Source organism: Acinetobacter genomosp. 15BJ, from assembly GCF_000400715.1.
GTDB lineage: Bacteria > Pseudomonadota > Gammaproteobacteria > Pseudomonadales > Moraxellaceae > Acinetobacter.
On sequence record NZ_KE007347.1, the window covers coordinates 1,104,938 to 1,129,654 of the forward strand.

Annotated in this window: 31 protein-coding genes; 6 read left to right on the top strand and 25 right to left on the bottom strand. The window is 39.5% G+C overall.

Going from position 1 to position 24,717, the window contains the following annotated elements; all coding sequences use genetic code 11:
- Positions 1–62: 62 nt before the first annotated feature.
- Entirely contained in the window at positions 63–1,082 is a 1,020-nt protein-coding gene (locus F896_RS08940) for an AraC family transcriptional regulator (RefSeq protein WP_016163876.1), read from the bottom strand.
- Between the two features lie 155 nt (positions 1,083–1,237).
- On the opposite strand from F896_RS08940, the gene F896_RS08935 reads away from it, so the two are divergent.
- Both F896_RS08935 and F896_RS08930 read left to right on the top strand, forming a co-directional pair.
- Positions 1,238–2,752, top strand: a complete 1,515-nt coding sequence (locus F896_RS08935) for a flavin-containing monooxygenase (RefSeq protein WP_016163877.1) — start codon at positions 1,238–1,240, stop codon at positions 2,750–2,752.
- 202 nt (positions 2,753–2,954) lie between these two features.
- Positions 2,955–4,181, top strand: a complete 1,227-nt coding sequence (locus F896_RS08930) for a multidrug effflux MFS transporter (RefSeq protein ID WP_016163878.1) — start codon at positions 2,955–2,957, stop codon at positions 4,179–4,181.
- A gap of 34 nt (positions 4,182–4,215) precedes the next feature.
- Here the strand turns inward: F896_RS08930 and F896_RS08925 are convergent, their stop codons facing one another.
- Positions 4,216–4,785 carry a TetR/AcrR family transcriptional regulator gene (locus F896_RS08925; protein WP_016163879.1) on the bottom strand — a complete coding sequence of 190 codons (570 nt, stop codon included), beginning with the start codon at positions 4,783–4,785 and terminating at the stop codon, positions 4,216–4,218.
- A 215-nt stretch (positions 4,786–5,000) separates the two neighbouring features.
- Here F896_RS08925 and F896_RS08920 point away from each other — a divergent pair, with 215 nt between their 5' ends.
- A complete protein-coding gene (locus F896_RS08920) occupies positions 5,001–5,918 on the top strand; it encodes a LysO family transporter (protein ID WP_016163880.1) in 918 nt (305 codons plus the stop codon).
- 12 nt (positions 5,919–5,930) lie between these two features.
- Here the strand turns inward: F896_RS08920 and pyrF are convergent, their stop codons facing one another.
- A complete protein-coding gene (gene pyrF / locus F896_RS08915) occupies positions 5,931–6,611 on the bottom strand; it encodes an orotidine-5'-phosphate decarboxylase (protein WP_016163881.1) in 681 nt (226 codons plus the stop codon).
- A 113-nt stretch (positions 6,612–6,724) separates the two neighbouring features.
- Entirely contained in the window at positions 6,725–7,273 is a 549-nt protein-coding gene (locus F896_RS08910) for a helix-turn-helix domain-containing protein (RefSeq protein ID WP_016163882.1), read from the bottom strand.
- Between the two features lie 89 nt (positions 7,274–7,362).
- Here F896_RS08910 and F896_RS08905 point away from each other — a divergent pair, with 89 nt between their 5' ends.
- Positions 7,363–8,019, top strand: coding sequence for an AzlC family ABC transporter permease (locus tag F896_RS08905; protein WP_032882230.1), 657 nt, complete (start codon positions 7,363–7,365; stop codon positions 8,017–8,019).
- Positions 8,016–8,342 carry an AzlD domain-containing protein gene (locus tag F896_RS08900; RefSeq protein ID WP_016163884.1) on the top strand — a complete coding sequence of 109 codons (327 nt, stop codon included), beginning with the start codon at positions 8,016–8,018 and terminating at the stop codon, positions 8,340–8,342. Before F896_RS08905 ends, F896_RS08900 begins: the two co-directional genes overlap by 4 nt.
- 85 nt (positions 8,343–8,427) lie before the next feature.
- Here F896_RS08900 and F896_RS08895 read toward each other — a convergent pair whose 3' ends face one another.
- The 16 genes from F896_RS08895 to F896_RS08820 all read right to left on the bottom strand — a co-directional run bounded on the left by F896_RS08895 (position 8,428) and on the right by F896_RS08820 (position 19,899).
- A complete protein-coding gene (locus F896_RS08895) occupies positions 8,428–8,793 on the bottom strand; it encodes a lipopolysaccharide assembly protein LapA domain-containing protein (protein ID WP_016163885.1) in 366 nt (121 codons plus the stop codon).
- A gap of 14 nt (positions 8,794–8,807) precedes the next feature.
- Positions 8,808–9,110, bottom strand: coding sequence for an integration host factor subunit beta (locus F896_RS08890; RefSeq protein WP_004806663.1), 303 nt, complete (start codon positions 9,108–9,110; stop codon positions 8,808–8,810).
- Between the two features lie 157 nt (positions 9,111–9,267).
- Positions 9,268–10,950 carry a 30S ribosomal protein S1 gene (rpsA, locus tag F896_RS08885; RefSeq protein WP_004806660.1) on the bottom strand — a complete coding sequence of 561 codons (1,683 nt, stop codon included), beginning with the start codon at positions 10,948–10,950 and terminating at the stop codon, positions 9,268–9,270.
- A 115-nt stretch (positions 10,951–11,065) separates the two neighbouring features.
- Positions 11,066–11,746, bottom strand: a complete 681-nt coding sequence (gene cmk, locus F896_RS08880) for a (d)CMP kinase (protein WP_016163886.1) — start codon at positions 11,744–11,746, stop codon at positions 11,066–11,068.
- Positions 11,747–11,755: 9 nt separating this feature from the next.
- On the bottom strand, positions 11,756–12,196 hold the full coding sequence (locus tag F896_RS08875; RefSeq protein ID WP_016163887.1) for an SRPBCC family protein: 441 nt from the start codon (positions 12,194–12,196) through the stop codon (positions 11,756–11,758).
- Positions 12,197–12,262: 66 nt separating this feature from the next.
- Positions 12,263–12,772 (bottom strand): tRNA adenosine(34) deaminase TadA, encoded by a 510-nt coding sequence (tadA, locus tag F896_RS08870; protein ID WP_016163888.1) that lies wholly within the window; start codon positions 12,770–12,772, stop codon positions 12,263–12,265.
- 5 nt (positions 12,773–12,777) lie between these two features.
- Positions 12,778–13,902 carry an enoyl-CoA hydratase/isomerase family protein gene (locus F896_RS08865; protein ID WP_171061051.1) on the bottom strand — a complete coding sequence of 375 codons (1,125 nt, stop codon included), beginning with the start codon at positions 13,900–13,902 and terminating at the stop codon, positions 12,778–12,780.
- Complete coding sequence (gene ung / locus F896_RS08860) at positions 13,899–14,612, bottom strand: uracil-DNA glycosylase (RefSeq protein WP_016163889.1); 714 nt, start codon at positions 14,610–14,612, stop codon at positions 13,899–13,901. Before ung ends, F896_RS08865 begins: the two co-directional genes overlap by 4 nt.
- Before the next feature lie 44 nt (positions 14,613–14,656).
- Entirely contained in the window at positions 14,657–15,253 is a 597-nt protein-coding gene (locus tag F896_RS08855) for a 6-pyruvoyl trahydropterin synthase family protein (RefSeq protein WP_016163890.1), read from the bottom strand.
- A 108-nt stretch (positions 15,254–15,361) separates the two neighbouring features.
- Complete coding sequence (gene gspK / locus F896_RS08850; RefSeq protein WP_016163891.1) at positions 15,362–16,396, bottom strand: type II secretion system minor pseudopilin GspK; 1,035 nt, start codon at positions 16,394–16,396, stop codon at positions 15,362–15,364.
- The gene (gene gspJ, locus F896_RS08845) at positions 16,353–17,084 is read right to left on the bottom strand and encodes a type II secretion system minor pseudopilin GspJ (protein WP_016163892.1); all 732 of its coding nucleotides are present in this window, start codon (positions 17,082–17,084) and stop codon (positions 16,353–16,355) included. Before gspJ ends, gspK begins: the two co-directional genes overlap by 44 nt.
- On the bottom strand, positions 17,081–17,557 hold the full coding sequence (gspI, locus tag F896_RS08840; protein WP_081402380.1) for a type II secretion system minor pseudopilin GspI: 477 nt from the start codon (positions 17,555–17,557) through the stop codon (positions 17,081–17,083). Before gspI ends, gspJ begins: the two co-directional genes overlap by 4 nt.
- Positions 17,547–18,095, bottom strand: a complete 549-nt coding sequence (locus F896_RS08835) for a pilus assembly FimT family protein (protein ID WP_016163894.1) — start codon at positions 18,093–18,095, stop codon at positions 17,547–17,549. Before F896_RS08835 ends, gspI begins: the two co-directional genes overlap by 11 nt.
- A gap of 11 nt (positions 18,096–18,106) precedes the next feature.
- On the bottom strand, positions 18,107–18,715 hold the full coding sequence (locus F896_RS08830) for a TetR/AcrR family transcriptional regulator (RefSeq protein ID WP_017401929.1): 609 nt from the start codon (positions 18,713–18,715) through the stop codon (positions 18,107–18,109).
- A 41-nt stretch (positions 18,716–18,756) separates the two neighbouring features.
- Positions 18,757–19,530 (bottom strand): TatD family hydrolase, encoded by a 774-nt coding sequence (locus F896_RS08825; RefSeq protein WP_016163895.1) that lies wholly within the window; start codon positions 19,528–19,530, stop codon positions 18,757–18,759.
- Between the two features lie 24 nt (positions 19,531–19,554).
- Positions 19,555–19,899 carry a PilZ domain-containing protein gene (locus tag F896_RS08820; protein WP_004806631.1) on the bottom strand — a complete coding sequence of 115 codons (345 nt, stop codon included), beginning with the start codon at positions 19,897–19,899 and terminating at the stop codon, positions 19,555–19,557.
- Positions 19,900–20,377: 478 nt separating this feature from the next.
- Here F896_RS08820 and F896_RS21255 point away from each other — a divergent pair, with 478 nt between their 5' ends.
- A complete protein-coding gene (locus F896_RS21255) occupies positions 20,378–20,566 on the top strand; it encodes a hypothetical protein (RefSeq protein ID WP_228130611.1) in 189 nt (62 codons plus the stop codon).
- Between the two features lie 226 nt (positions 20,567–20,792).
- On the opposite strand, the gene F896_RS08815 is transcribed toward F896_RS21255, so the two are convergent.
- The 5 genes from F896_RS08815 to lpxK form a co-directional block, all read right to left on the bottom strand.
- Complete coding sequence (locus tag F896_RS08815; RefSeq protein WP_032882234.1) at positions 20,793–21,302, bottom strand: lipoprotein; 510 nt, start codon at positions 21,300–21,302, stop codon at positions 20,793–20,795.
- Between the two features lie 160 nt (positions 21,303–21,462).
- Positions 21,463–21,768 carry a hypothetical protein gene (locus F896_RS08810; RefSeq protein ID WP_016163898.1) on the bottom strand — a complete coding sequence of 102 codons (306 nt, stop codon included), beginning with the start codon at positions 21,766–21,768 and terminating at the stop codon, positions 21,463–21,465.
- A 184-nt stretch (positions 21,769–21,952) separates the two neighbouring features.
- Positions 21,953–22,936, bottom strand: a complete 984-nt coding sequence (locus F896_RS08805; RefSeq protein WP_016163899.1) for a DNA polymerase III, delta' subunit — start codon at positions 22,934–22,936, stop codon at positions 21,953–21,955.
- A gap of 2 nt (positions 22,937–22,938) precedes the next feature.
- Positions 22,939–23,700, bottom strand: a complete 762-nt coding sequence (gene kdsB / locus F896_RS08800) for a 3-deoxy-manno-octulosonate cytidylyltransferase (protein WP_016163900.1) — start codon at positions 23,698–23,700, stop codon at positions 22,939–22,941.
- A 9-nt stretch (positions 23,701–23,709) separates the two neighbouring features.
- On the bottom strand, positions 23,710–24,717 hold the full coding sequence (gene lpxK, locus F896_RS08795; RefSeq protein ID WP_016163901.1) for a tetraacyldisaccharide 4'-kinase: 1,008 nt from the start codon (positions 24,715–24,717) through the stop codon (positions 23,710–23,712).

Here is a 24,717-nt window from a genome sequence, read left to right on the forward strand (position 1 = left end):
CATTAGATTTTAGGCTTAATTATCATAGAGTTTAAACATCATAATGTACCATTTTTAATCATTTAATGATTTCGATTATATTGACGAGGACTCAGTCCAAACCATCTTTTAAAGGCATGATTAAATGCAGCAGGCTCAGAATAGCCCAACATTTCGGCCACCTGTTCGATTGAATATGAACTATTTTCAATAAATTTTATTGCCTTCTGTTTGATTAATCTTTCGCGAATTTCTTTATAGCTGGTCTGCATTTGCTGCAATTGATGCCGCAAAGTACGCTCAGGAATATCCAATGCACAAGCCGTTTCCGCCATACTTGGAATCACCCCATTTTGCATTTCCAGATAATCCTCAACATACTCAACCACAGTCAATTTGAGACTGGCAGTTTTTTCTAAATGTTGAATATCCTGTAGGCATTTTTCTTCATAAATGCGATACGTCAAAATATCAGCAGACGGAATTTTTGTGTTTAAAATTTGTGTATTTTCTAAAATAAAAGCAGCTTGTGCACATCCAAATTTGACATCTTTCCCATAATAATCTTGATATGCTGCAAGTAGTGTTAAGTCTTTGGGTCGATGAAATGGCAGTTCAATTTGAATTAGAGGAACTTCAAGTCCCATCATCTTAAAGATATCTTGTAAAAACTTATAAGTACCCGAGATTTCGCATTGCGCTCTCAATTGACCTAAATGCATACTTAAATCAATCGGTCGATACAGTAAATAGATCAAGTCATCTTCTATCTTTAACTGCAATGAACCAAAAAGATGAGTGAGTTGCTGATACTGAACCCCATTTAATAGGGCCTTATGCAAAGTATCACTAGTAACCAATAGCATCAGGAAAGGCCCATAACCGGCTAACGCATAATGCTGTCCGATAAATAAACCTTGTTCAGGTGAAATATCCTGACTAATATGCTGCAAAATATCCCATTCAATCTCATCTGGAATAATTGAACTAGGATCTAAAGCATCGGCCTGTATTCCCATATTGGCTAAACGTGCATCCACGTCGATCCCGACATGACGCATGCCCTGAATCAAATACATCAATCCGAGGATAGATCTCTTCATAAGTCCGAATGCAGTTCTCAAAACTTTAATGTTTTACTATAAAACGTTGTGCAAATGAATTGCCGAAATGATCAAGTTTTACGTCTATACAATCATATTTAATCTCGTCAAAACCGTTAAACTTGCACAAAATTTAGCTGTGTAGGACGTAGACTATGCGTGATGTAACCAAAAATGCGATTCAAAAAACAAAAGTTGCAATTATTGGTGCGGGCTTTGGTGGCTTAGCGATGGCTATTCGACTATTACAAAGTCAAATCAATGATTTTGTAATTTTAGAAAAAACCAACGATGTTGGCGGTACATGGCGAGAAAACCAATATCCTGGCGCAGCGTGTGACGTTCAATCACATATGTATTCCCTTTCATTTGCACCTAAAACTGACTGGTCAAAACGCTATGCTGAGGCAGATGAAATATTTGATTATATTCAAAATATTACCGAGCAATATCAACTTCGAGATTATTGCAAATTCAATCACGAAGTAACCAATGCCGAATTTGACGAAAACCGCAATGTGTGGACGCTAGATTTTGAAGATCAGACAACTCTTGAGGCTCAATTTGTCATCTTTGCGTCTGGTCCCCTGCATGTGCCACAAATCCCCCATATCAAAGGCATTGAGAAATTTAAAGGTAAAGTGTTCCATTCTTCGCAATGGGATCACAATTACGATCTAAGCGGCAAAGCAGTCGTTTCAATCGGTACTGGCGGTAGCGCGATTCAATATATTCCTGAAATTGCAGCAGAAGTAAAACAGCTTTATGTGTTCCAACGCACCGCTGCTTGGGTCATTCCACGTGATGAGCGTAAATATTCTCAGCTAAGTAAAAGCTTATTTAAAGCATCGAATATTTATCGCCAGATTCATCGTACCCGTCTCTATTGGACCAATGAATCGCGTGTTGTGCCAATCGTGCAACCACAGATTATGAAATATGGTCAAAAACTTGCTGAAGCCTTTATCCGCTATCAAGTGAAAGACAAAGCGCTTGCGAAAAAATTGACGCCAGATTTTGTCATGGGTTGTAAACGTATTCTTATTTCAAATAAGTACTTCCCAACCTTCAACCGTAAAAATGTTGAATTGGTGACAGATGCTATTCAGGAAATTACAGCGAACGGTATCGTCACCAAAGATGGTAAAGAACGTCAAATTGATTGCTTGATTTATGGTACTGGCTTTATTACTGATCCACGCATTTACTTAAAGCATTTCAATTGCGTTGGCCGTAACGGCATAGAACTTAAGCAAGCATGGAAAGATGGTGCGGAAAGCTATTATGGTGTGAGCACCAAAAACTTCCCGAATTTGTTCCAGTTACTTGGACCTAATACCATTCTTGGCCATAATTCTGTAATTTTCATGATCGAGTCTCAGGTCAACTATATTCTACAATTGATCCAAACCGTTGATAAAACAGGTACACAAGCGGTTGAGATCAAGCACGAAGTTCAAGACCAGTTCAATGAACGTGTTCAAGATCAGCTCAAAGGTACCGTATGGCAAGCAGGTGGCTGTAGCAGTTGGTATCAAGCTGCAGATGGTAAGAACTTTTCTTTATGGCCAACATATACATGGAGATATTGGCTAGAGACACGTAAAGTCAACGTTGCTGATTATAATTTTATCAGCGCAGCAGTTAATTCAAAAAACCATGCTGCTTAAGCAGAAATAGCTGAATTCTTCCAAATATCAAGAACACCTTTAAAAACTTAAAGGTGTTTTTTTAATTTCAACGCTTTATGGACCTAATTTAAATCTCCCTGTTCTTCTCTATGCAAGACATAAATAATCATGCTAATATTTTAACTACCTACCGTTAGGTAGTTAAAATAAATATTGTTCCCCTCGATAGAGTACACAAAACATGAACGCTGCTACCCCCATCTCAAAGATCAGTTGGTCTTTGTTGCTGTTGCTCTCCCTTTTTACCGCCTTAGATGCATTGGCGATTGATATTTATTTGCCGGCATTTCCACTGCTTGCAGAAAGTTTTGCAACCACGCCAGGTCATATACAACTCACTTTGTCTGTATTTCTTATTGGACTGGCCATTGGTCAAGGAATCTATGGCCCCTTACTTGACCGCTTTGGTCGCCGTAATCCATTACTGATCGGAATTGCTGTTTTTATCTTAGGATCAATATTGGCAGCCATCGCACCAACAATTGAGTGGTTACTGGCTGCTCGTTTCTTACAAGCAATAGGCGCATCAGCAGGTCTAGTTGTTCCAAGAGCAATTATTTCAGATGTCTGCGATGCCAAAACCAGTGCCAAAAACTTTTCCATTTTGATGCAAGTGATGATGATTATACCCATCATTGCGCCCTTGTTTGGAAGCCTCATCCTGCGGATTGGCTCTTGGCATTTGATTTTCTATACTTTGGCTGTACTAGGAGCCATTCTCTGGTTATGGGGTAATCACGCCATCCCAGAAACCCTGAAGCCTCAGTATCGTCAGCCGCTGCAATTTTCTGCGATCCGAACAAATTATCAAACGCTTGCTCTAAATAAAGGCTTTATGGCTTACACCTTGGCAGGTGGTTTTATCTTAGGTGGTTTCTTTGTTTATTTGAGCCAATCACCATTTATTTTTATCCAGCATTATCATATTCATAATGAAAGTTTTAGCGGCCTATTTGCAGCTAATGCTGTGGGCTTGATTATTCTTGGGCAAGTTTCAATCCTGTTATTAAAACGATGGACAGCGCAGCAATTACTGGTACTGGGCATGTGTATATTTAGTGGTGCAAGCTTCATTCTAATGCTCAGTGTCACTTTCTATCACTTAAACTTATGGCAATACATTGTTCTTCTGGGGCTTAGTATTTGGTCTACAGGTTTTATTTTTGGTAATTTGACTGCACTGACTATGCAACAAAGCCCTCAACATTTAACCGGTGCAGCCTCATCATTGATGGGTTTATTACAATATGCTTTTGCTTCGCTGATTGGCTTTATCGTGAGCTTGTTTGAAATTAACATCAGTCTACTCCCGGCCAGTCTATTCCTTTGCGGAATGATTGCACTGGGCTTATGTGTTTATGCAGCACTTAGACAAAGTGACACTTTACCGACAATGAAAACAGAATAATAAATATCGTGTTCTGATCAGTAATTGACTACAATTAAGGACTGATCAGAACATCTAATGTTTTTAGAATGGCATCCAGTCGAAGCCTGAACTTATCTCGACCTCCGTAGATCAACTCACTTTGTAATGCATCGACAAAGCTCATACACACTCGAGCCAAGACCAAACTATCCAGTTGGTGCTTATTTTCTTTCAAGACCGACTGTTGTATTGCCTGTAAAAATACCTGTTCCAATTCAGCCATAAAAACATGCATCGGCTCAATCACCTGATCATATAAATGCACAGGTGGACTAATCAAAGCATTCATCCAGAACTGAACTCCATAAGAAGCGTCAAAGCGCTGTTCGATACTCATAAAGTAAGCATGTAATTGCTGCTGAATGCCCATACCACCTTGCAAGACGGTTTTAGCGTGTCCCAACTCTTCATCAATCATGATTGGAATCAAGCTCAGATACAGTTCATCTTTATTTTTAAAATGTGCATAAATTGAAGGCTTTTTAATTCCAACATCAGTCGCAATTTCATTTAAGGATGTTGCTGCAAAGCCTTGTTTTGCAAAACGCTCCAAGGCAAATTTTTGAATCTTAGCTGCTGTCACAAATCATTTACCTCTATTTCTTACAAAAGTATATTTCAGCCAACATAATATTCATAGCTGCATGACAACAATGAAGTGAATCAACCACGTTAGATACTTCTGATGTGTTTAAATGCACTTTTATCGCATAACATTCTATATCAAGTGATATATAAATCTATCCAAGTATCAGATTTCCCTGCATAATAAATCAGCACTATAAACGCTCTGATTGTATGACCTCTCTTGTTTTAATCTTCCAGATTTTTGTCTGCATTAGCTTAGGCTATTTTGTCGGGCCACATTTATCGCAAACAATTAAACAATTCGTATTTAAAATACTGCCCTATTTTTCTTATATTTTGCTGATTAGTGTGGCATTTGAGCTGACTCAAGCCTTAAATCACGTTCAAAATCCTACTGCTATTCTACCGCCAGCGTTACTGATCGCATTTACCACTTCGATTGGTTCATTCTTTATTTGCTTAATCACCTACAAACTAATTGATCGCCAAAGTGTACAAGGAAAAATTTCCTTACACCTGTTTCTAAACGCGCTCAAGAATATTGCCAAAGCGTTTTTGGCTTTGGGCGTTGGTATTCTATTAGGAGTCATGGTCAATAGCGCAGGTTTAGCAATCAACTTTAATAGTTGGTATTTATTGCTGATCTTTATTTTTTTGATCGGCATCGAACTGGCCTTCACTCAATTTGATCGTAGCTGGTTGAGTTGGAGAATTCTACTTGTGCCAATCGCGGCCTTTATCGGCTCCTGCTTAGCTGCGGTCTTTAACTATTTTATTTTATCCAATCATTACACGCTAAACGAGGTGATGGCCTTAGCCCAAGGTTATGGTTGGTATTCAATGTCAGGGATTTTATTTACTGAATTGCATTCAGCAAAATTGGGTGGCATTGCCTTATTAACAGATTTATTTAGAGAAATTTTTGCGATTTTATTGATGTATTGTCTAGGCTGGCGTTTTCCACGCTCTGCGATTTCAAGTGCCGGTGCAACGTCAATGGATGTGACTCTTGCCATGGTCAAACAATCATGTGGCACACATTACGTACCACATGCAATGATGAGTGGATTGATCCTGTCACTTCTCGCACCACTCTTAATCAGCTTATTTCTAAGTATGAAATTTTAAAATCGCACTCTATCAGATTGAAGCCAAGATTGATTTCAACATCTCAGTTGGATTCTCAGCCTTGGTAATTGGGCGACCGATGACTAAATGGGTTGAACCGTCTTGCATTGCTTGTTTTGGCGTTACGATACGTTTCTGGTCATCTGCATTTGAACCCTCAGGACGAATTCCAGGTGTGACCAATGCAAACGCTTGCCCTAACATTTCACGGAGAATCTTGGCTTCTTGCGCCGAACACACGACACCATCTAATCCGCTGTCTTGAGTAAGTTTTGCTAAACGCTTTACATGTTCAACAGGTTCGATATCCAAACCTAGATCACGTAAGTCTTCACGACCCATTGAGGTAAGAACTGTTACTGCGATCAATTGAGTTGAATAATTGCCCGCTTTAAGGCGCTCTACACAGGTTTCCATCATCTTACGACCACCTGATGCATGCACATTCACCATCCACACCCCTAGGTCTGCAGCAGCACACACCGCTTGCGCCGTTGTATTTGGAATGTCGTGAAATTTTAAATCAAGAAAAACTTCAAAACCTTTGTCTTGTAAATTTTTCACGATTGATGGACCTTCATGAGTAAAAAGCTCTTTGCCTACTTTGACACGACAAAGTGACGGATCAAGCTGATCTACAATTGTTAAGGCGTCATATTGGCTTTTTGCGTCTAGGGCAACAATAATACTCACGAATCTAGTTCCATCACATAAAAATCGGCTAATTATAAAGTGATTAGTAGAATGAACAAAGCAAGAAAGTCATCATAATACAAAAAAGCTTTTCCAAAATGATGAAATGATCTTTATCTTTGCTCTGATATTAAGATCGCTCTCGTATCCACTTCCAGAGCTTCAAAGATATGTGCTTGATCTGCGGGATAGCAAATATAATCCCCTTCATTCAACAAAATAGGTTCTACAACCAACCCCACTTTTGCCCGTCCTTTCATAATAATAATATGTTCAACACTACCAATCGGATGTGGCTGGCTGCAACGTGGCTCACCCGGTTGTGTTGTTAATATATATACATCCCGCCTAGCGCCTGTTGGACAATTAGCTAGTAAGATTGCTTGATAATGCGCGATTTCAGAACTGACTGATGGTCCTTCACCAAAACGAATCACTTGAGTTTGCGCAATATTTGATTCCATCAATTTCGCAAATGGAATATCTAGAGCAACACACAAGGCCCATAAAGTTTCCAGACTTGGATTACCTTGTGCCGCTTCTAGTTGTGACAAAGTCGATTTAGCAATGCCTGCTCGACGAGCAACTTCAGCTAAAGATAATCCAGACTTCTGTCTTTCTCTTTGCAAGCCCTTGGCAACGATTTCAATTGGCAAAGTCATATAGCACCATAAAAAACGAATGTTCGTTTTGACGAACGATATAAAATTAATCTATTATAACGTACGTTCGTTCGGTATAGAAACAAATGATGCAAGATAAAGAACAATTCAATCTAATCAAAGCCATCGTACTGATTTCAATTGCCACAGGAATTGTGGGTATTTCTTTGGGCTCAGTTGCCGCAAGCTTCGCTGTACCTATGTGGATTCCTTTGCTGTTATCACTCACAGTACTCGCTGGCGCTGCAGAATTTACATTCATTGGTATGATTGCAACGGGAGCAAATCCTATTTTTGCAGCTTTGACTGGCATATTAATCAATTTACGCCACCTACCATTTGGCTTATCTGTTGCAACATTTATTGAAAAAAATGCTTACCGCTTTATCGCTTGTCATATTATGAATGATGAAAGCGTCATGTTTGGACTGAGCCAACAAGATGATCAGACCAAAAAATGGGCTTACTGGATGTGTGGGTTGGGCATTTGTATCCTTTGGCCAGTCGGTGTCTTTATTGGTTATCTACTCAGTAAAAATATTCCTGATATCTATGTCTTTGGTCTTGATGCGGCATTCCCTGCAATTCTGTTTGCATTGATCCTCCCCATGCTAAAAAACAAAACCACGCGACATCGTGTGCTCTTAGGTAGCTCCCTATCTTTAGCTTCTATTCCTTTATTACCAATAGGGTTACCAGTTTTAGTTTCTATGTTCGGTTTATTACTTAAAGGCAAATCAAAATGAAATATAGTGAAAGTTATATCTTTATTGGAATTGCTTTACTCGCTTTTGGCACTTACCTGATACGTTATTCAGGATTTTATTTAGCCAATCGTATGTCCTTTAAAGAGCATCACAAACAACTTCTCGCAGATTCTGCTTGTGTGCTTCTATTTACTTTAGCCATATTCAATACGCTTTTTACTGAAACTCATTTTAGTGGTATCAGCAAAATCATCGGGGTTTCAGTTGCGATTATTTTTGCTTGGAAAAAATACTCACTGATTGTTGTTATTCTAGTTGCCATGCTGATTACCGCATTTTTGAGATATCTCGGCGTTCCTTAACGCAAAAAAATAGCCCTTTAAATAAAGGGCTATTTAATCAAGTTATAACTTCTTCTCAGATTTATAACTTGATCGATATTCTCAATTACAGTGGTGTACGAGTCTGACTCTCAGGATTAATGTCCAACACTGTTTTTTCATGTCTTACACTTGCAGCAGCTTCTGCGGCAGCTTGTTGTGCAAGTTGAATCTGCTCTTTTCGAAGATAGTCAATATCTTTACGCAGTCGTTTAATTTCCCAACTGGTCTGAAAGACTCGGAAAACTTGAACGCCCAGTAATAAACCCACCACAATACCCAATGCAAGCGTCAATAAAAGTAGTAGACCTAAACGCATGGCTGGTACTTGAGTAAATAATAAATCCACTTGTAGCTCAGCTGGGTTCTGAAGAACCAAAGCGAGTGAATAACCAAAAATGGCAACGAGTAATGCAATTAATACATAACGCATAAACACCTCAATTCTTATTCAGCAGATTCGTTTACTGCATCACGAAGTGCTTTACCAGGTTTAAAGTGTGGGACCGCTTTCGCTGCAACATCTACAGATCGACCTGTTTTAGGATTACGACCTAAACGTGGCTCACGGTGATGTAATGCAAAACTACCAAAACCACGGATTTCAATACGATCGCCGCTTGAAAGGGCTTCAATCATTTGATCAATCATAATCTTAACTGCATCTTCAACCAAAGGTTCAGCCAAGTGTGGGTTTTTAAGTGCAATCCGTTCAATTAAATCAGATTTATTAAGTGCTTCAGTAGTCATTGATGACCTCTTTAATTATTGCTACTTTTCAATGTTTTTAATAATAACCTGTTTAAATACAAAACGGTAGCGCAGTACATGATTACTACGCTACCGTTTGCAGTATTTTTGTATAAAAAAGTACGTCTCAGTTACAAGAAACGTACTTTTTAACAAATTACTTCATTTGAGCTTTAATTAAGTCACCAATAGTCTTAGGACCATTGCTTTCTGCAGTTTGAGTTGCAGCAGCTTGACGAGCATTGTTTACAGCTTCTTTCTCTTCAGCTTCGTCTTTCGCTTTGATAGACAAGTTGATAGAGCGAGATTTGCGATCAACGTTGATGATCTTCGCTTCAACTTCTTGGCCAACTTCTAAGAATTTAGTTGCATCTTCAACGCGGTCACGGTTGATTTCAGAAGCTTTAAGCGTTGCTTCGATGTCATCAGCTAATTTAACTGTAGCACCTTTAGCATCAACAGCAGTTACAGTACCTTTAACTAAAGCACCGCGCTCGTTCGCAGCTAAGAAATCATTGAATGGATCGCTGTTTAATTGCTTGATACCAAGGCTGATACGGTTACCTTCAGCATCTACAGATAAGATAACTGCTTCAACTGTGTCACCTTTCTTGTAACGACGGATAGCTTCTTCGCCTTGTTCGTTCCAAGAAATGTCAGATAAATGTACTAAACCGTCGATACCACCAGATAAACCGATGAAGATACCGAAGTCAGTGATTGACTTGATCGTACCAGAAACTTTTTCGCCTTTTTCATTTGCTTTAGCAAACTCTTCCCATGGGTTAGCACGAGTTTGTTTGATACCCAATGAAATACGACGACGTTCTTCGTCAACTTCAAGAACCATAACATCAACTTCGTCACCAATCTGAACAACTTTAGATGGGTGGATGTTTTTGTTTGTGTGGTCCATTTCTGAAACGTGTACTAAGCCTTCAACGCCTTCAGCGATTTCTGCAAAGCAACCGTAGTCAGTTAAGTTAGTTACACGTGCTTTAACGATAGAACCTTTAGGGTAACGGCTCATGATCGCTAACCATGGATCTTCGCCTAATTGCTTAAGGCCTAAAGATACGCGGTTACGCTCGCGGTCAAACTTAAGTACTTTAACTGTAACTTCTTGACCAACTTCAACAACTTCTGAAGGGTGCTTGATACGCTTCCAAGCCATATCTGTGATATGTAGAAGACCATCAATACCGCCAAGATCAACGAACGCGCCGTAATCAGTAAGGTTCTTGATTGTACCTGTAACTGTTTGACCTTCTTCAAGTTGAGCAAGTAATGCTTCACGGTCAGCTGAAGATTCAGCTTCCATAACTGCACGACGAGATACAACAACGTTGTTACGTTTAGCATCAAGTTTGATTACTTTGAACTCTAACTCTTTACCTTCAAGGTGAGTTGTGTCACGGATAGGACGAGTGTCAACTAAAGAACCCGGTAAGAATGCACGTACAGGACCGATGTCAACAGTGAAACCGCCTTTAACCTTACCAGAGATAACACCAGTAACGATTTCGCCGTCTTCAAAGATTTTCTCAAGTTTAGTCCAAGTTTCAGCACGTTTCGCTTTTTCACGTGATAAAACTGTTTGACCCATACCGTTGTCAAGCGCTTCAACAACTACGTCAACAGTATCGCCAACTTGAACTTCAAGTTCACGTTGTTCATTTAAAAATTCAGCACGGTCAACTACGCCTTCAGATTTAAGGCCAGTGTCAACAGTAACCCAGTCAGAATCGATACTAACAACAGTACCTTGGATGACTGCACCCTTTTCAACGTTGAGGTTTAATTCACTTTCTTCAAAGAGGGCTGCAAAAGATTCGGTCATGATATACCTGATAAAGTCCGCGGTCTTGGATCAGACAAGGCCGGTTTAGTTAAGTTGTTACATTGTCCAAAAAATCTGATCAAGCAATGCTTCAACTGATAAAAAAATTGTGTATCTATTTTATACAGCTATTGATATAGTCAACCATTAACTGAAACACTTCATCGATGCCTATTGTAGAACTATCAATGATATACGCATCATCAGCTGGCTTGAGCGGAGCAACTGTACGCTCCATATCTCGCTTATCTCTAGCCTGTATGTTAGATAAAATGTCGCTTATTTTAGCATCAAGGCCCATACCCTGCAACTGTTTTACGCGTCGCTCCGCCCGAGACTCAGCCGAAGCGGTTAAATAAATTTTCGCTTGGGCTTCTGGAAAAATAGAAGTTGCCATGTCACGGCCATCTGCAACCAATCCTGGTGCTTGAATAAATGCTCGTTGGCGCGAAAATAATGCCTTTCTTAATTCAGGTACAGTTGCTACTTTAGATGCATACTCGCCCACTTGTTCCGTTCGAATCGTGTTAGTGACATCTACACCCTCCAAAAAAACAAGTGTCGCTGCTTCAGTCGTTTTAAATTCAATATCCAAATGAGTCGCATACTCAATGCATTGATCTAAGTTCGCATCAATTTGATCCAACAAGCCTCGCTGAAACAATGACAGTCCGAGTAAACGATATAAGGCACCAGAATCTAATAAATTAAAATGATAATGTGCTGCAATTTTAGCAGCCAATGTGCCTTTGCCCGAACCGCTTGGACCATCTATCGTAATAATATGAACTGTCATTCCCATCTCTTATGAAGCAACTGATTTGGCTAATTTTGAGAACCCTAGTGTAATCGCTGCTTTGAGTTGTGCAAGAACTAATTTACTGACTAAAGGTGCTTTTGCTGTAAATTCAATCTTATAAGTTACTAAAGTTATAAAAGGTGTAATTTCTTTAAAATCAATTTGCCCCAAGTGATGCTTCACCAAAGGATTATTAATCAACTTATACTCAATACGCTTATTTTCTTCCAACAAAGTGATTTCTTCTTGTAAAGGTTTAATCGCTCCAAAGCCCATACGGCGAATCGAACCTACACCATCAGGTCGTTTTGGATCAGCAGAATCCTTTACGCGAACAACTTGTAAAGGTGCAAACGCCTTATTGTAAGTGGCATGTTTTGACAACAGCTCAAAAACTTCGGAAATCGGAGCATTAAATTCTTTTTCTATGGTGATTGCATTACGCATAAGTTCGCCTTTTGATGTGACCCAAAATCATCGGAGGCTTAGTTTGCCACAACTCATAAGACATTTTTAATCATTTAAGGACGTTTTTGACGAACGGATTTTCTTCTTTTCATTTCTTCTTTGCTTAAAAAAATCACTCAATTGCAATGAGCATTGTTCTTGTAAACAGCCTTGTTCAAAGACAAATTTATGGTTGTAATAGCCACTATCTAGCAGTTGTCTAGCACTCACCAATGAACCCGCTTTAGGTTCGGTAGTGGCAAAAACCACGCGCTGTATCCGTGCATGAATTAATGCACCCACACACATGGTACAAGGTTCAAGCGTCACATAAAGTGTTGTATCGTCGGGCAAGCGATAGTTATTTAAAGACTGACAAGCCGCACGTAAAGCTTGTATCTCTGCATGCGCTGTTGGATCCGACAATTTAATTGGCGCATTATATCCGGCACCGATGACTTGCCCACTGCTGACCAGAATTGCTCCGACGGGTATTTCACCCTGCGCTGCTGCTAATGCAGCCTGCTCATAGGCAAGCTGCATCCAAAATTCATCATTAAAATTTTCAGAACTCATAACAATCAGGCAATGACACCGTATTGTTTTAATAAAGCATTCCAGCTTTCGATATTGGTCACAGGAGGACAATCTCCCAAGATACCTTTCAAGCTGAGTTGCTCAGTTGCCTGCCATTCTGGAGATAAGTCTTTATCAACCAAACGTGCACGTACACCTTCGACAAAATCTGGATGACGAATTTTCCAATCAGAAATCTGTGCTTCCAATGCAAACACTTCATCCCATGCATGCCCTTGCTTGCCCCATTGCCATAACAACCATGTGATTGCAGCCGTGCTTGGCGAGCCTTTCTGTAAGTTTTCACTGGCTTGACGCAACCAGTCACTACTTGCGTCACTTAAACCAATAATCGACTGATAATCATATTCAAAACTTTGACCGCGACAAACGCTATGAATCACATCAATCGAGTTTTGTAGTGGCCCAGATGCCACAGGGCGATGCAAGCTATTTAAGGTATCGTCAATCGCTCTAAATGCACCAGCAGGGTAATGATTCCAATCCACACTGAGTACTTTTTGAAGCATATTATCACGTTGCGCTTCGCAGATATGAGTCGCCCAACCGATGCTAAACGCACCAGCTGCCGTCATAATTGAACCTGTCAAACCTGTAAACAAACCGATTTGCCCACGATCAGCCAAGAAACGACTCGCTCCCACATCAGGATATAAGCCGATATTAATTTCTGGCATTGCCAAACGTGAATAAGGCGTAACTAAGCGGAATGGTGCAGCCATAAATAGACCGAGCCCCCCACCCATCACATAACCCTCTCCCCAAACCACGATTGGTTTAGCGTAGTTATGTAACAGTAAATCAAGTGCATATTCCTGCTGAAAGAATTGATTGGCAGCATCTACTTCCTGATTAATCACCAATTGGCGTAACTTGCGAACATCACCGCCCGCACAAAATGCTTTTGGTGTGGTTGAGTCAAACCAAATCGCTTTAACCGTCTCATCAACATGAAAATCTTCAAACACTTGAAGTAGCGCACTTACGATTGATTCATCTAAGGCGTGCAAGGATTTAGGTCGATTTAGGCGAATGATTCGCCAACCATTTTTTGCGTGTTCAATAACTAAATCTGGATGATAGCTATTTAAATCAGGAGAAGTCATTATGCGTCCAATTGCCAGTCTATAGGCTCAATGCCATGTTGTTTCAAATAATGATTTGTTTTTGAAAATACTTTACAGCCAAAAAAACCACCACGATTCGCAGCTAGCGGTGATGGATGCGCTGCACTTAGAACCAGATGTTTATTACGATCAATACGTTGACCTTTGCGCTGTGCGTAGGCACCCCACAAAATAAACACGATATGTTCACGTTGTTCATTTAATACATCAATTACGGTATCTGTGAACTCTTCCCACCCTTGTTTTTGATGTGAAGTCGGTTGTCCTGCTTCTACCGTGAGTACACTGTTCAGTAAGAGTACGCCTTGTGCCGCCCACTTACTTAAGTCGCCATGACGTGAAACTGGTACTGCCAAGTCCGTATGTAATTCATGAAAAATATTACGCAAGGACGGCGGTAATGCAATCCCTTTTTGTACCGAAAAACTCAAACCATTGGCTTGGTTTGGACCATGATACGGGTCTTGCCCTAAAATCACCACTTTGACACCACTGAGTGGTGTCGTATTCAGCGCATTAAAAATTTGTTTACTTGGTGGATAAATGGTTTTTTCTGCAAGTTTCTCTTGTTGCAAAAACTCCCTCAAATTATCCATTTTTTGACTCAATAGAAACTCTGAAAGTGAGATTTTCCAAGACTCATCCAACTGAACTTTACTTAGTTTGTCCTGTTGTTGTTCAGTAAATTGCATCCACATTCCTTGAAATAAATTCACTCACTGGAGTGAAAACACACTCAAATATTAACTTGTAATTCTACGTTTGGATTTTGGAATTTGATTCCATTTTTCAGGTTTTCATACATCTGAACATCACTCCATTCAGCTTGTACTTGCTCTGAAAAAACAATTTGATCCAAATTTAATACACCCATTTGCTCATTGTCGATATCTTCTTGAAAACTCTGCGCGTAACCAGTATCCGTTTCATGCACAATAACAGAGTAAACCTCAACATCACCCTCACCATTTTGAGTGGTGGTCGAGTTCAATACCTGCTGAGCAAGATAAAAGAAAATACGCGAAAACTGTTCAGCTGATGGGGAAACAGGTAACGCAATCCAACGCGCGCTAAATGTTTTACATGCATCAATATAAGCAGGATCATCTTTCTGCCAAAAACAAATTGCATGATCAAAACTATCATACAACTCTTTGATGACGCCTTTTAACAGACCGAAGTCATAGACCATTTGCCCATGATCTAACTTTGACGCTTTTAATAATAATTCAACTTTATAACTATGCCCATGAATCGAACGCTTACAACGGTCCGATGTACAGTTACGTACAATATGAGCATTTTCAAACTTAAACAATTTACGAATTAACATGCACCAAGCTAATCTTTTATCTGCAAACGAATTTTATTATAAAGCAAAAAAACAAGCATTGGGATTGATTTTAAATCTTGTCACCATTTGATAACTCAATAAAGAATACTACTCAAATGGCGAAAGACTTCTAGAGTAAACAAATACTTGCTTATCTTTTCGTGCTAATGAGCTGGTAAATTGCCTTTTCCGTTCGCTTAAAACAACTTCAATTTGAGCAGTGAAATAATTTGATTTACTGTCAAGGAAAGTCGCAGCATCAGTTTTGCTTTGCTCATCTATTCCAGAAAAAGCACTTAACCTCCATAAATCTTCAACATTATTGAAATAAGTCAAATTGGCTTGTTTGGTTTTCAGTTCCTGCTCTACCGCTTTAACATCAACTTTCGGATCAATACTGGCGAGCAATAATGCAGGTGCTGTATTCATATTTACTTTAGTCTGTTCGGGCAGTGCTGTGACATAGGGTTTAATTAAATCGTAGTTTTTACCTTCAAACCCTTTCACCAGTTTCAGTTCATCTACACTGTGAAACTTAGTATTTGGCGCTAAATATGCAGGGTCTAAACCTTGATAGTAATTACTCTCAGCACCCATTGCACCTGTTGTCTCATCATTAACATCTTGCCAGTCAATCACAGCTTGACTAAGTTCAGCTGGTAAACCAACTCGCTGCAACAATTTTTCAAACCAACGTCGAGCCGAATCATCAACTTGAGTGCCGTCTGCCTTAACCAAATTATTAAGATTAAATTTCCCAGATTCATCCAATAAACGCCCAGAAACAAAACCATCCTCTACTGGGAACGGTGGCATAGGTTTCGCCCAGTTCTCCTGTAAATGATCAATCGTGCCACCATTATCGCTGTCTTGGATAAGCAACTCAGAAAAAAAAGCTTCAGCACTTTTTGCATACAGTAAAGATTGATCTTGGCGCATCAAATACCCAGTATTTTCAGAGGTATTGGTCTGGCGTTTGGCAATGGTCGCGGCCAAAATCGTTGCTAAAGCAACCATGACCAGAATGGTTAATAATGCAATGCCACGCTGAGCAACTCCATAACTTTGAGCTTTTCTAATCACTGGATATGCCTCTTGCTCATTGTGTTGGAAGCTGAGTAGGATTAGATGAATTTGATCCATCTTTATTATTAGGTGAATTTGTGCCCCCACCCGCACCACTTGAACTTCCTATTGACTGCAAATACGCCTGTGTATTCAACAAACTATAGATCCATTCATAGTCCGTACCTGCAACAGTTAACTGAATTTTTATGCCTAGCGGTAATTTTTTAAGTTCAGTAATATTGCTCGTGTCACTATTCTCAGGCCACTGCGTCAATTCCTGCGGGTTTAAAACCAGCACTTTAAACTGATCTACATTTTCCAACAATGTACTTGAGATTGGTTGCACACGATTCGGGATATTGAGATTTGAGTATTTCAATCGATACACTTTCTTCTGTGCAGAATCATATCTATATTCAATACGCTCATAAGGTGATAGTCCCTGCTTCAATGGATCAGAAACACCTGCCTTACTAAATGAAAAACTTTGATTACTCAATACAATAGCTGCCTGTAACTGCCTTCCATCATTTGCTGTCAATGGAATAATCTGCAAACTATCTCTTAACACTTGTTGATATGCATCTTGCAAGGCAAATAGATGCATTTCATGCTCAGCATTTCGATCTTTTACTTTTAATAGATAATCAAAGACCTTCCACCCCAGCATCGAAAGCACTGCAAAAATCGCAATTGCAACCAATAATTCAACCAAAGTAAAACCTGAGTGAGGCGAAAAGCGATGCCCAGCATTATATTTCATTGTGTTCTCGCCTTTGCAGGATAGTTAAAGAACACAAGATTGGTAACACCCGCCTCGACCTTACCTTGTTCACTATTAAATAAGCTGATTTGCAACTCGATACGTTGGATTTTCGGACTAATCGTCGATTGGGCCTTTTTATCAATTTGCCAGGTTTCACCTTGAGAAGTTACTTGCTTGGATTGTGTTCCATCCAGCCATTCCTGATTGATTTCCATCATCGCCACTTCATTCATTGCGACAAATTGTGCTTTGGTTCTTAAAATCGCATTTGAAGTTGACTGCGTGTACTGCATCGCAACTTTAGTTAGGGCAATTGCTGCTACAGCAAAGATCGCTAAAGCCACCATCACTTCGAGTAGGGTAAATCCTGAGACACAATTAAATCGAGCAAGGTTCGATCGTGTCGCAAGGCGAGAAGCTATGCTTCGAGTACACGATGAAGCGCGATTTCCAAAATATCTAACTTTCATCAATTTTACCCAAGTGATCTAACTGCAACTCATGGCCAATTGGTTTTTGCTCATAATAGAACTGAATTCGAACTGGTTTCACTTCACCATTCCCAAACCAAATCAATTGAGGCGCTTTACCCCCCAACAAGTCTTCATTTTTTGCTTTGTTATAAGTAGCTGTATCCAGACTTTGAATACTAAAAGACACATGATCGGGTAATTGGCGAGTTTTAAACTCTTTATACAGTTGCCAAGTACGGTCTGCCTGCTGAATCTTCTCACGACTCTGATCATGGTATTCAAACAAGTTATAACTAAACGGCGCAACATCTGTGGCATTCTGAGTATTTAGAGCAAAAACTTTGGCCTGATCTGTTGCTTCTTTATTTATTTTTTTTAGATCCAGAATAAACATTTCTCTAGATTGCATCGCTCGGCGTTGATCGACCCCACCAATATTTAACACCACCAAAGATGCCATGATGGTCATAATAACAATCACCACCATGATCTCAATCAGAGTAAAGGCTTTTTGCGAATGCAGTGGTGATCTCATTATCGTTTCAACTATGGGAGAACAGGTTCGAGCAGCTTAGGTAATGCTAAAGCCTGCTCAATATAGGCAACACGCAAGGTATCTCGAGAACCTAAATAGCGTTGATAGAAACTCGAATTCAAAATAACCGCTGCACCGTAGGTCAACGACCAAATTGACGCGAGATAATCACGTGTGGTCATCGTGCTATTGATACCCAATAAGTAACTTTCGGTCATACGAATGATGATACGTAAGCGCTGTCGGCGTACTTTATACAACTCACTAAAAAGCAATTGAATGCCCTGACCCGTTGTCGAAAGACGTTCTTCAATTTGGTGAAATAATGCTGTACGTTCTGGGTGATGTAAATGATGCAGCATAAAGAATGCTAAATGTTCAGGAAAAGCCTTTTCCGTATCCTGAATCATTTCCAATAACATACGCTCATTACGGATAATCAGCAGCATATACAATTCATCTTTACTTTGAAAATGCTTATATAGCGTACCTTTGGCGAGATCTAGCTCAGCTGCCAAGGCATCCAGCGTCATACCAGCTTCGCCATTTTCTAATAGGAGTTGCTCCGCGATTTGAAAAATTAATACTTCTCGTGCTCTAAACTGAGCCTGACGATCCATTTTCACGTAATAACTCTCTTTCCTAGTACATCAAAAACCGTTTATTTCAAATTTAAGAGATTCTCAAAATTTTGTGTTGTAATCATGCCAATCTCTTCAACCGATTTATCATATACATCACTTAATGCTTTTGCTACAAAAGGAACGTATTTCGGTTCATTGGTTTTACCCCGATACGGCACAGGCGCTAAATAAGGGCTATCCGTTTCAATCAACAAACGATCAAGTGGTACCTGCTTCGCAACATCACGTAAGTCTTGCGCATTTTTAAAAGAGACAATCCCAGAGAAGGAAATGTAATACCCACAATCCAGAACTGCTTTTGCCGTTTCCCAGTCCTCGGTAAAGCAATGCAGAATACCATGTGTAGATTGTTCTGCCCGAATGATATCTACAGTATCGTGTTTCGCTGCTCGGGTATGCACCACCACTGGCTTTTTAACAATTTTCGATGCTTCAATATGACGTGCAAAACAACGTTTTTGCTCAGCAACAAAATCAGTGCTGTGGTAATAATCTAAACCCGTTTCCCCTAGGGCCCAGACTTTGTCTGACTGGGCGAGTTGCACCAGATAATCCGTTGTTGCACGCGCCATGATATGCTCGTCTTCACAAGGATGGACACCCACTGAATAGCCCACATCTTCATGTCGAGCAGCAATTTCAGCCAATTTAACATGATCATCAAGATCAACTGAAATCCCCATGAACTTAGATACACCTGCAAGTCGAGCTTGTTCAAGTGCTTGATCCAAATCCCCTTGATAAGGACTTAGATCTAACATGGTTAAATGGCAATGCGTATCAACAAACACTCTTTCTTCCTATTTTCTTTACAACTACATCGTATAACTTGGACGATCCAAGCCTTTCATACCCGCTAATAATTTTTCAGCTTCGTTTTTATAATACACACCTTTCTCACCCACAAGCTGGATCGCAAAGCCTTGTGGTTTAAAATGCGTCTGTTTATGTGAAATCCAGATCACTTTTCCGGTCAAAGGAATCTTTTGGGATTGCTCAGGCAACGTTGCCAATACAAACACCTCTTGCCCCATTTTAACGGCTTGTTTCGTCGGTACGAACAAACCACCACCCACAACAAAAGGCATATAGCTGGATTGTAATGTGGTTTTATCTGGAATATTGACCTGTATAATTCCGCCCATCATTTGTGGTTGCATAACATTCCCCTGTCAAAACTGAATTCATTAACATATTAATAATTTTATACCATTGATAAATCTAAAAATATTACTAGTCATACATAATTTTAGAGAATTCTCATTGGTGACCGTCTAATAAAAAATCTATACTCGATTTATAACTTGATTATAGAAAACAATCGAACAAACAACAAATAATGTTTAAATAAAACCCGAACAAAGCAATCAATCTGCGCTTTATTTAAACAAGCCATGCATTCTAGAAAGGATTGTTTAAAACTAGATGACAATTCATCAAAAACTGACTGAACCTATTCAATTAAAACATAAAAAGGCAGATCAAAGGGAGTTTAGAATGAAAGGAATAAACCTAATCATCTGATGTAGTGCTTATCTATTAAGTCCATCCATGCTCTATGCGAAGACTTTGGACAAACAACCCAAATTCACCGATTATCCAGTGCAGATTTATAAGGGACCCACTGCAATATTAGACATGAATGATGCTGATGCTCGTTTGTTTAGAACACGATTATCAGAAGGGCTGAAACAAAAACCGGACTATGCAGGAGAATATGTCGCAGTTGGTTGGGGTTGTTGTGCTATGTGTTTCAGCCTGACTTTAATCAGTAAAAGAACAGGAAAAATTCTCAAAGTATTCGGTGGTGAAACTGGAGAAAATTAATTGATGTCCAACTCAATAGCTTATTATTGGTCACTCATGGTTCCGTCCAGATGAATGGAACGGATATCTATGCTAAAAAATTCTACCTCCTCAACAACAACCAATTAAAACTGGTTTATCACACGCCTATTTCTGCAAGAAGTGAAGATGATAAAAATATGTTAAACCCATAAATCATTCAGGTAGATTGAGATAGTAAGGCCGACTTACTATCCCAATCAAATCATTACTTAGCTGCTTTTACAATTTCAGCTTTATCAAATGAGAACCAACATTCACCTTGTGTTGCCCATTTCGATTCAGTGGTACCAAGCACACCCGTCACGGTAATTCGATCACCGACTTTTAGACTGCTAATTTTGTCTGTATTTACTTTTAAATCATCGCGAGTCAGACCTTGCCCTTTACACTTGCTATTACTTGGATCTTTAAAAATAATCGCAATCTGGTTTTGAGAAATCACTTCACCCGTTTTAGTAATACGAGTAATGATTCCTGGTACTTCAAGACGCTGAGCATCCCATTTTCGTTTTGCAGTAATTTCATTTTGTTGCCAATCTCTCCAGATTTCAGAAAGTGTTGCTTTCTTTGCAGGGCCTAAACCACGAAAGTCTCCACTTAGGATATCTCCAGTTTTATTTAAAATTCCATCCGTTGCAGACATTGCTGAATCCAATGTCTGGCAAGCACTCAATGACAAAAAGCTTAAAGCGACGAAAAGTGTTTTTATGTGCATATCTAAATTCCCTAGCATACCTAGCAAAACGCCATGTGAAAAAATAACATATTTAATTATATATGTGAATTTTTAACATTCGATGTAAGGCAAATTTTTCCCATAAAAAAAACCGCTCTTCTAAGCGGTTTCTTTTACTCGGTATTCAATTCATGAATGACTATTTTTCAGTACATTTATAATCAAAATCCAATGTGCTAATCATTTGATCTGTATTTCTTGAAATCACGGAAATATTACTCACCCCAGCTTCAATATAAAATTTACCACTGAACTGACTCGCTACCACACCTCTGGCATGATTGAAAGAATAGCTATATACACATTCATATGCTTGAGAACCTGCGTTTGAAGCATTAATCGCAAATGAGGAGCCATTAATATTGGATACAAATTTCGGTTCAGCCATTGCAATATTAGGTATCATTGCAAATGATAAAGCAATCGCGATAAATGTTATTTTCATCTCTATATTCCTTATTTTTTAATATTATTGTGAAGTAACTCACATTTTATATACTTTTAATAAGGTTTGAAGAGCGCTGAACAATTTATATACAAACTTTACATAAACATGATAAAAACCCACCCTCCTGATTGCTTCAAAGGGTTAAGCCTATAAATTTAATTAAAATATTTTTAAAATCTACTTAAGTAACATTCATCAATTGAATAAACAATTCATCCAATACCAGTTGGGTTTGTACATTTTGCTCAATCATTAACTTTTTCTGCTGTAAGTCAGAATAAATAGTAAAAAGTGCCTCTAAACTGTAGAACTCGGCAAGTGGTTTAAAGTCCAAATCATCATTCTTTAATGATTGATTCAGCTTTAAACTAATCAAATCCCCTAAAAGATATTCAAACATGGTGATCAATTCAGAGAAATTTAATTCTTTAGACCACTTATTTGAATAGTTTAAAGGCATATTCTTTTCAGCAACTAATTTAAACCAATCATTCAAGAATAATGCACGTTTCTGCAACCACGCACTCTTTTCTATCTCAATAGCCGTCAATGGCATATCATTGGCAAGACTCAGCAATAATGATATTTGTTCATTCGAGATTTCTGGAATTTGTTGCTGTACAAATGTTTGTGCATCCTGAATCGTCAAGCGATCTAATGCAAAGTGCTGTAATCGACTTCGAATCGTTGCTGGCAGTTTTAGGTAATGGTCAGCCAATAGGATCAACACAACCTTCTCACCAGGCTCTTCCAAGGTCTTGAGCAGTGCATTGGCTGAGGCGGTATTCAATGCTTCAGCGGGCTCAATAACCACTACACGCCAACCTTCTCCTGTTTGCTGAACAAACGGAAGTAGGTCCCGGATTTTTTCAATTTTAATCTTTGCATTTTGCTTTTTATTGTCTTCATCCGTGGTGATATGCACATAGTTTGGGTGCGTATCGGACTTCAACCATTGACAACTGGTACACTCACCACATGCCCGTTGTGTCTGCTTATTTAAACACAGCACCCAAGCCACAAATCGCTCTGCAAACTCTTTCTTGGCACAACCTTTCTTTCCGTAAAATAAAAGACCATGCCCAAGTTCAGGAAAGCGAGTTGTTAATAACTCCCATGTCTGAGCATGCCAAGGATAAATCACTGTAGATTGAGTATCGACCATAATTATTCAAACGCACTCAAAGGCAAGATATTTAAACGGTCTAAATCTGCCTGAGTATCAACCCCTGGCGGTAAATTGGCTTCTGCTACCGCGATGGCAATACGATGACCGTTTTCAAGCACACGGAGTTGCTCTAAACTTTCCAACTTTTCGAGATGACCTTGTTCCCAAGTGACATAGTCTTGTAGCAATTTCACACGATAGGCATATAAACCTAAATGACGAAAAGCTTGATCATGCAATGTTGGTTCAGCCTGTTTCGCACCATCGCGATCATACGGAATGGTTGCTCGACTAAAATACAGCGCCTCATTACGCTTACTCATCACTACTTTGACAATACTATCTCGCTGAAACTCATCTAACTGATGGATCGGTTCACACAGCGTAGACATTGAACATTGCGGATTTTCAACTAAAAGCTGGCTCACCTGCTGAACCAATTGTGCAGGCAGCAATGGCTCATCACCTTGTACATTGACAATAATATCATCTTGTGACCATCCTTTCAGACGTGCGACCTCGCTTAAACGATCGGTACCTGAAGGATGTTCTGCACGGGTCATCACCACATCAATCCCTTCCGCTCGACATACCTCTGCGATGCGCTCATCATCCGTAGCGACACACAGATCATCAAAACCAGCAACTTTTTTTGCTTGATCGACCACACGCAAAATCATTGGACGGCCATGAATGAGTAATAAAGGTTTTGCTGGCAAACGAGAACTGGCAAAACGAGCTGGAATGACAATATGTTTCATGGTCGCTCTCTAAGAAAATTGAATACCCACTTGCTGTAATTGTTGTTTCAGCAAGTCATAACAATCGGATGATAAAACAGCCTCAACAGGAACCACCCAAATCGGCGTGCTAAATTCAGGATGTTGCTTTAATAAAGTTTTAAACTTTACTGCATCTTTTTCAGTAGTAATAATGGCATCATGATTTCCAAATATTAAATCATCAATTTCATAATCATGGTGATCTGGAAATTCATGTGCCTGATATTGTTGTACAGCCAAAGATGCTAATGTTTGATAAAAGCGCTGCGGAAAACCAATTCCAACAACGGCATTGAAATATTGATTGGGATCAAACCAATTTGTATCTGTATTTGCATTTAAAAGATAAGGCTGACCAACCGCCAAATGCATACTTCTTTGTGCTTGTGCAGTTTTGCTATGCTCAATGACAGTACTACCATTTAAGCGTGATTTAGGCTCACGTAGATAGCCTTCTGGTAATAATTTTTCATTACCTAAGCCTCGATTTTGATCTAATACAATCCATTCAAGCTGACGTGCCAAGGCCCAATGTTGCAAGCCATCATCACTAATAATGAGATCCAGCTGCTCATTTTCGAGTAACAACTCGATCGAAGCTTGTCGATTCGGCCCAACCGCCATTGGCACTTGGGTAGATTGGACAATAAGACAAGGCTCATCACCTGCAGCATCGGGCTCAGATTGTTGAGTCACCAAAAGCGGAAATGGACCTTCGCCGCCATAACCTCGACTAATAACACCCACTCGTACATTATGTTGTTGTAAATATTTGACCAGCTGAATCAACAATGGTGTTTTACCACTACCGCCAACAGTAATATTACCAATCACCATGACAGGTACGGGTGCTGTATAAACGGATTTAATTCCGTGTTTATACAAGGCTTGATTGGCACAAAAACCAAATCGGTATAACCAAGACAGTGGGCGCAACACCACCAACCACGAAGCTTGTTCATTCCAAGCATCCTGTATTCGTTGCGCCATCGACAT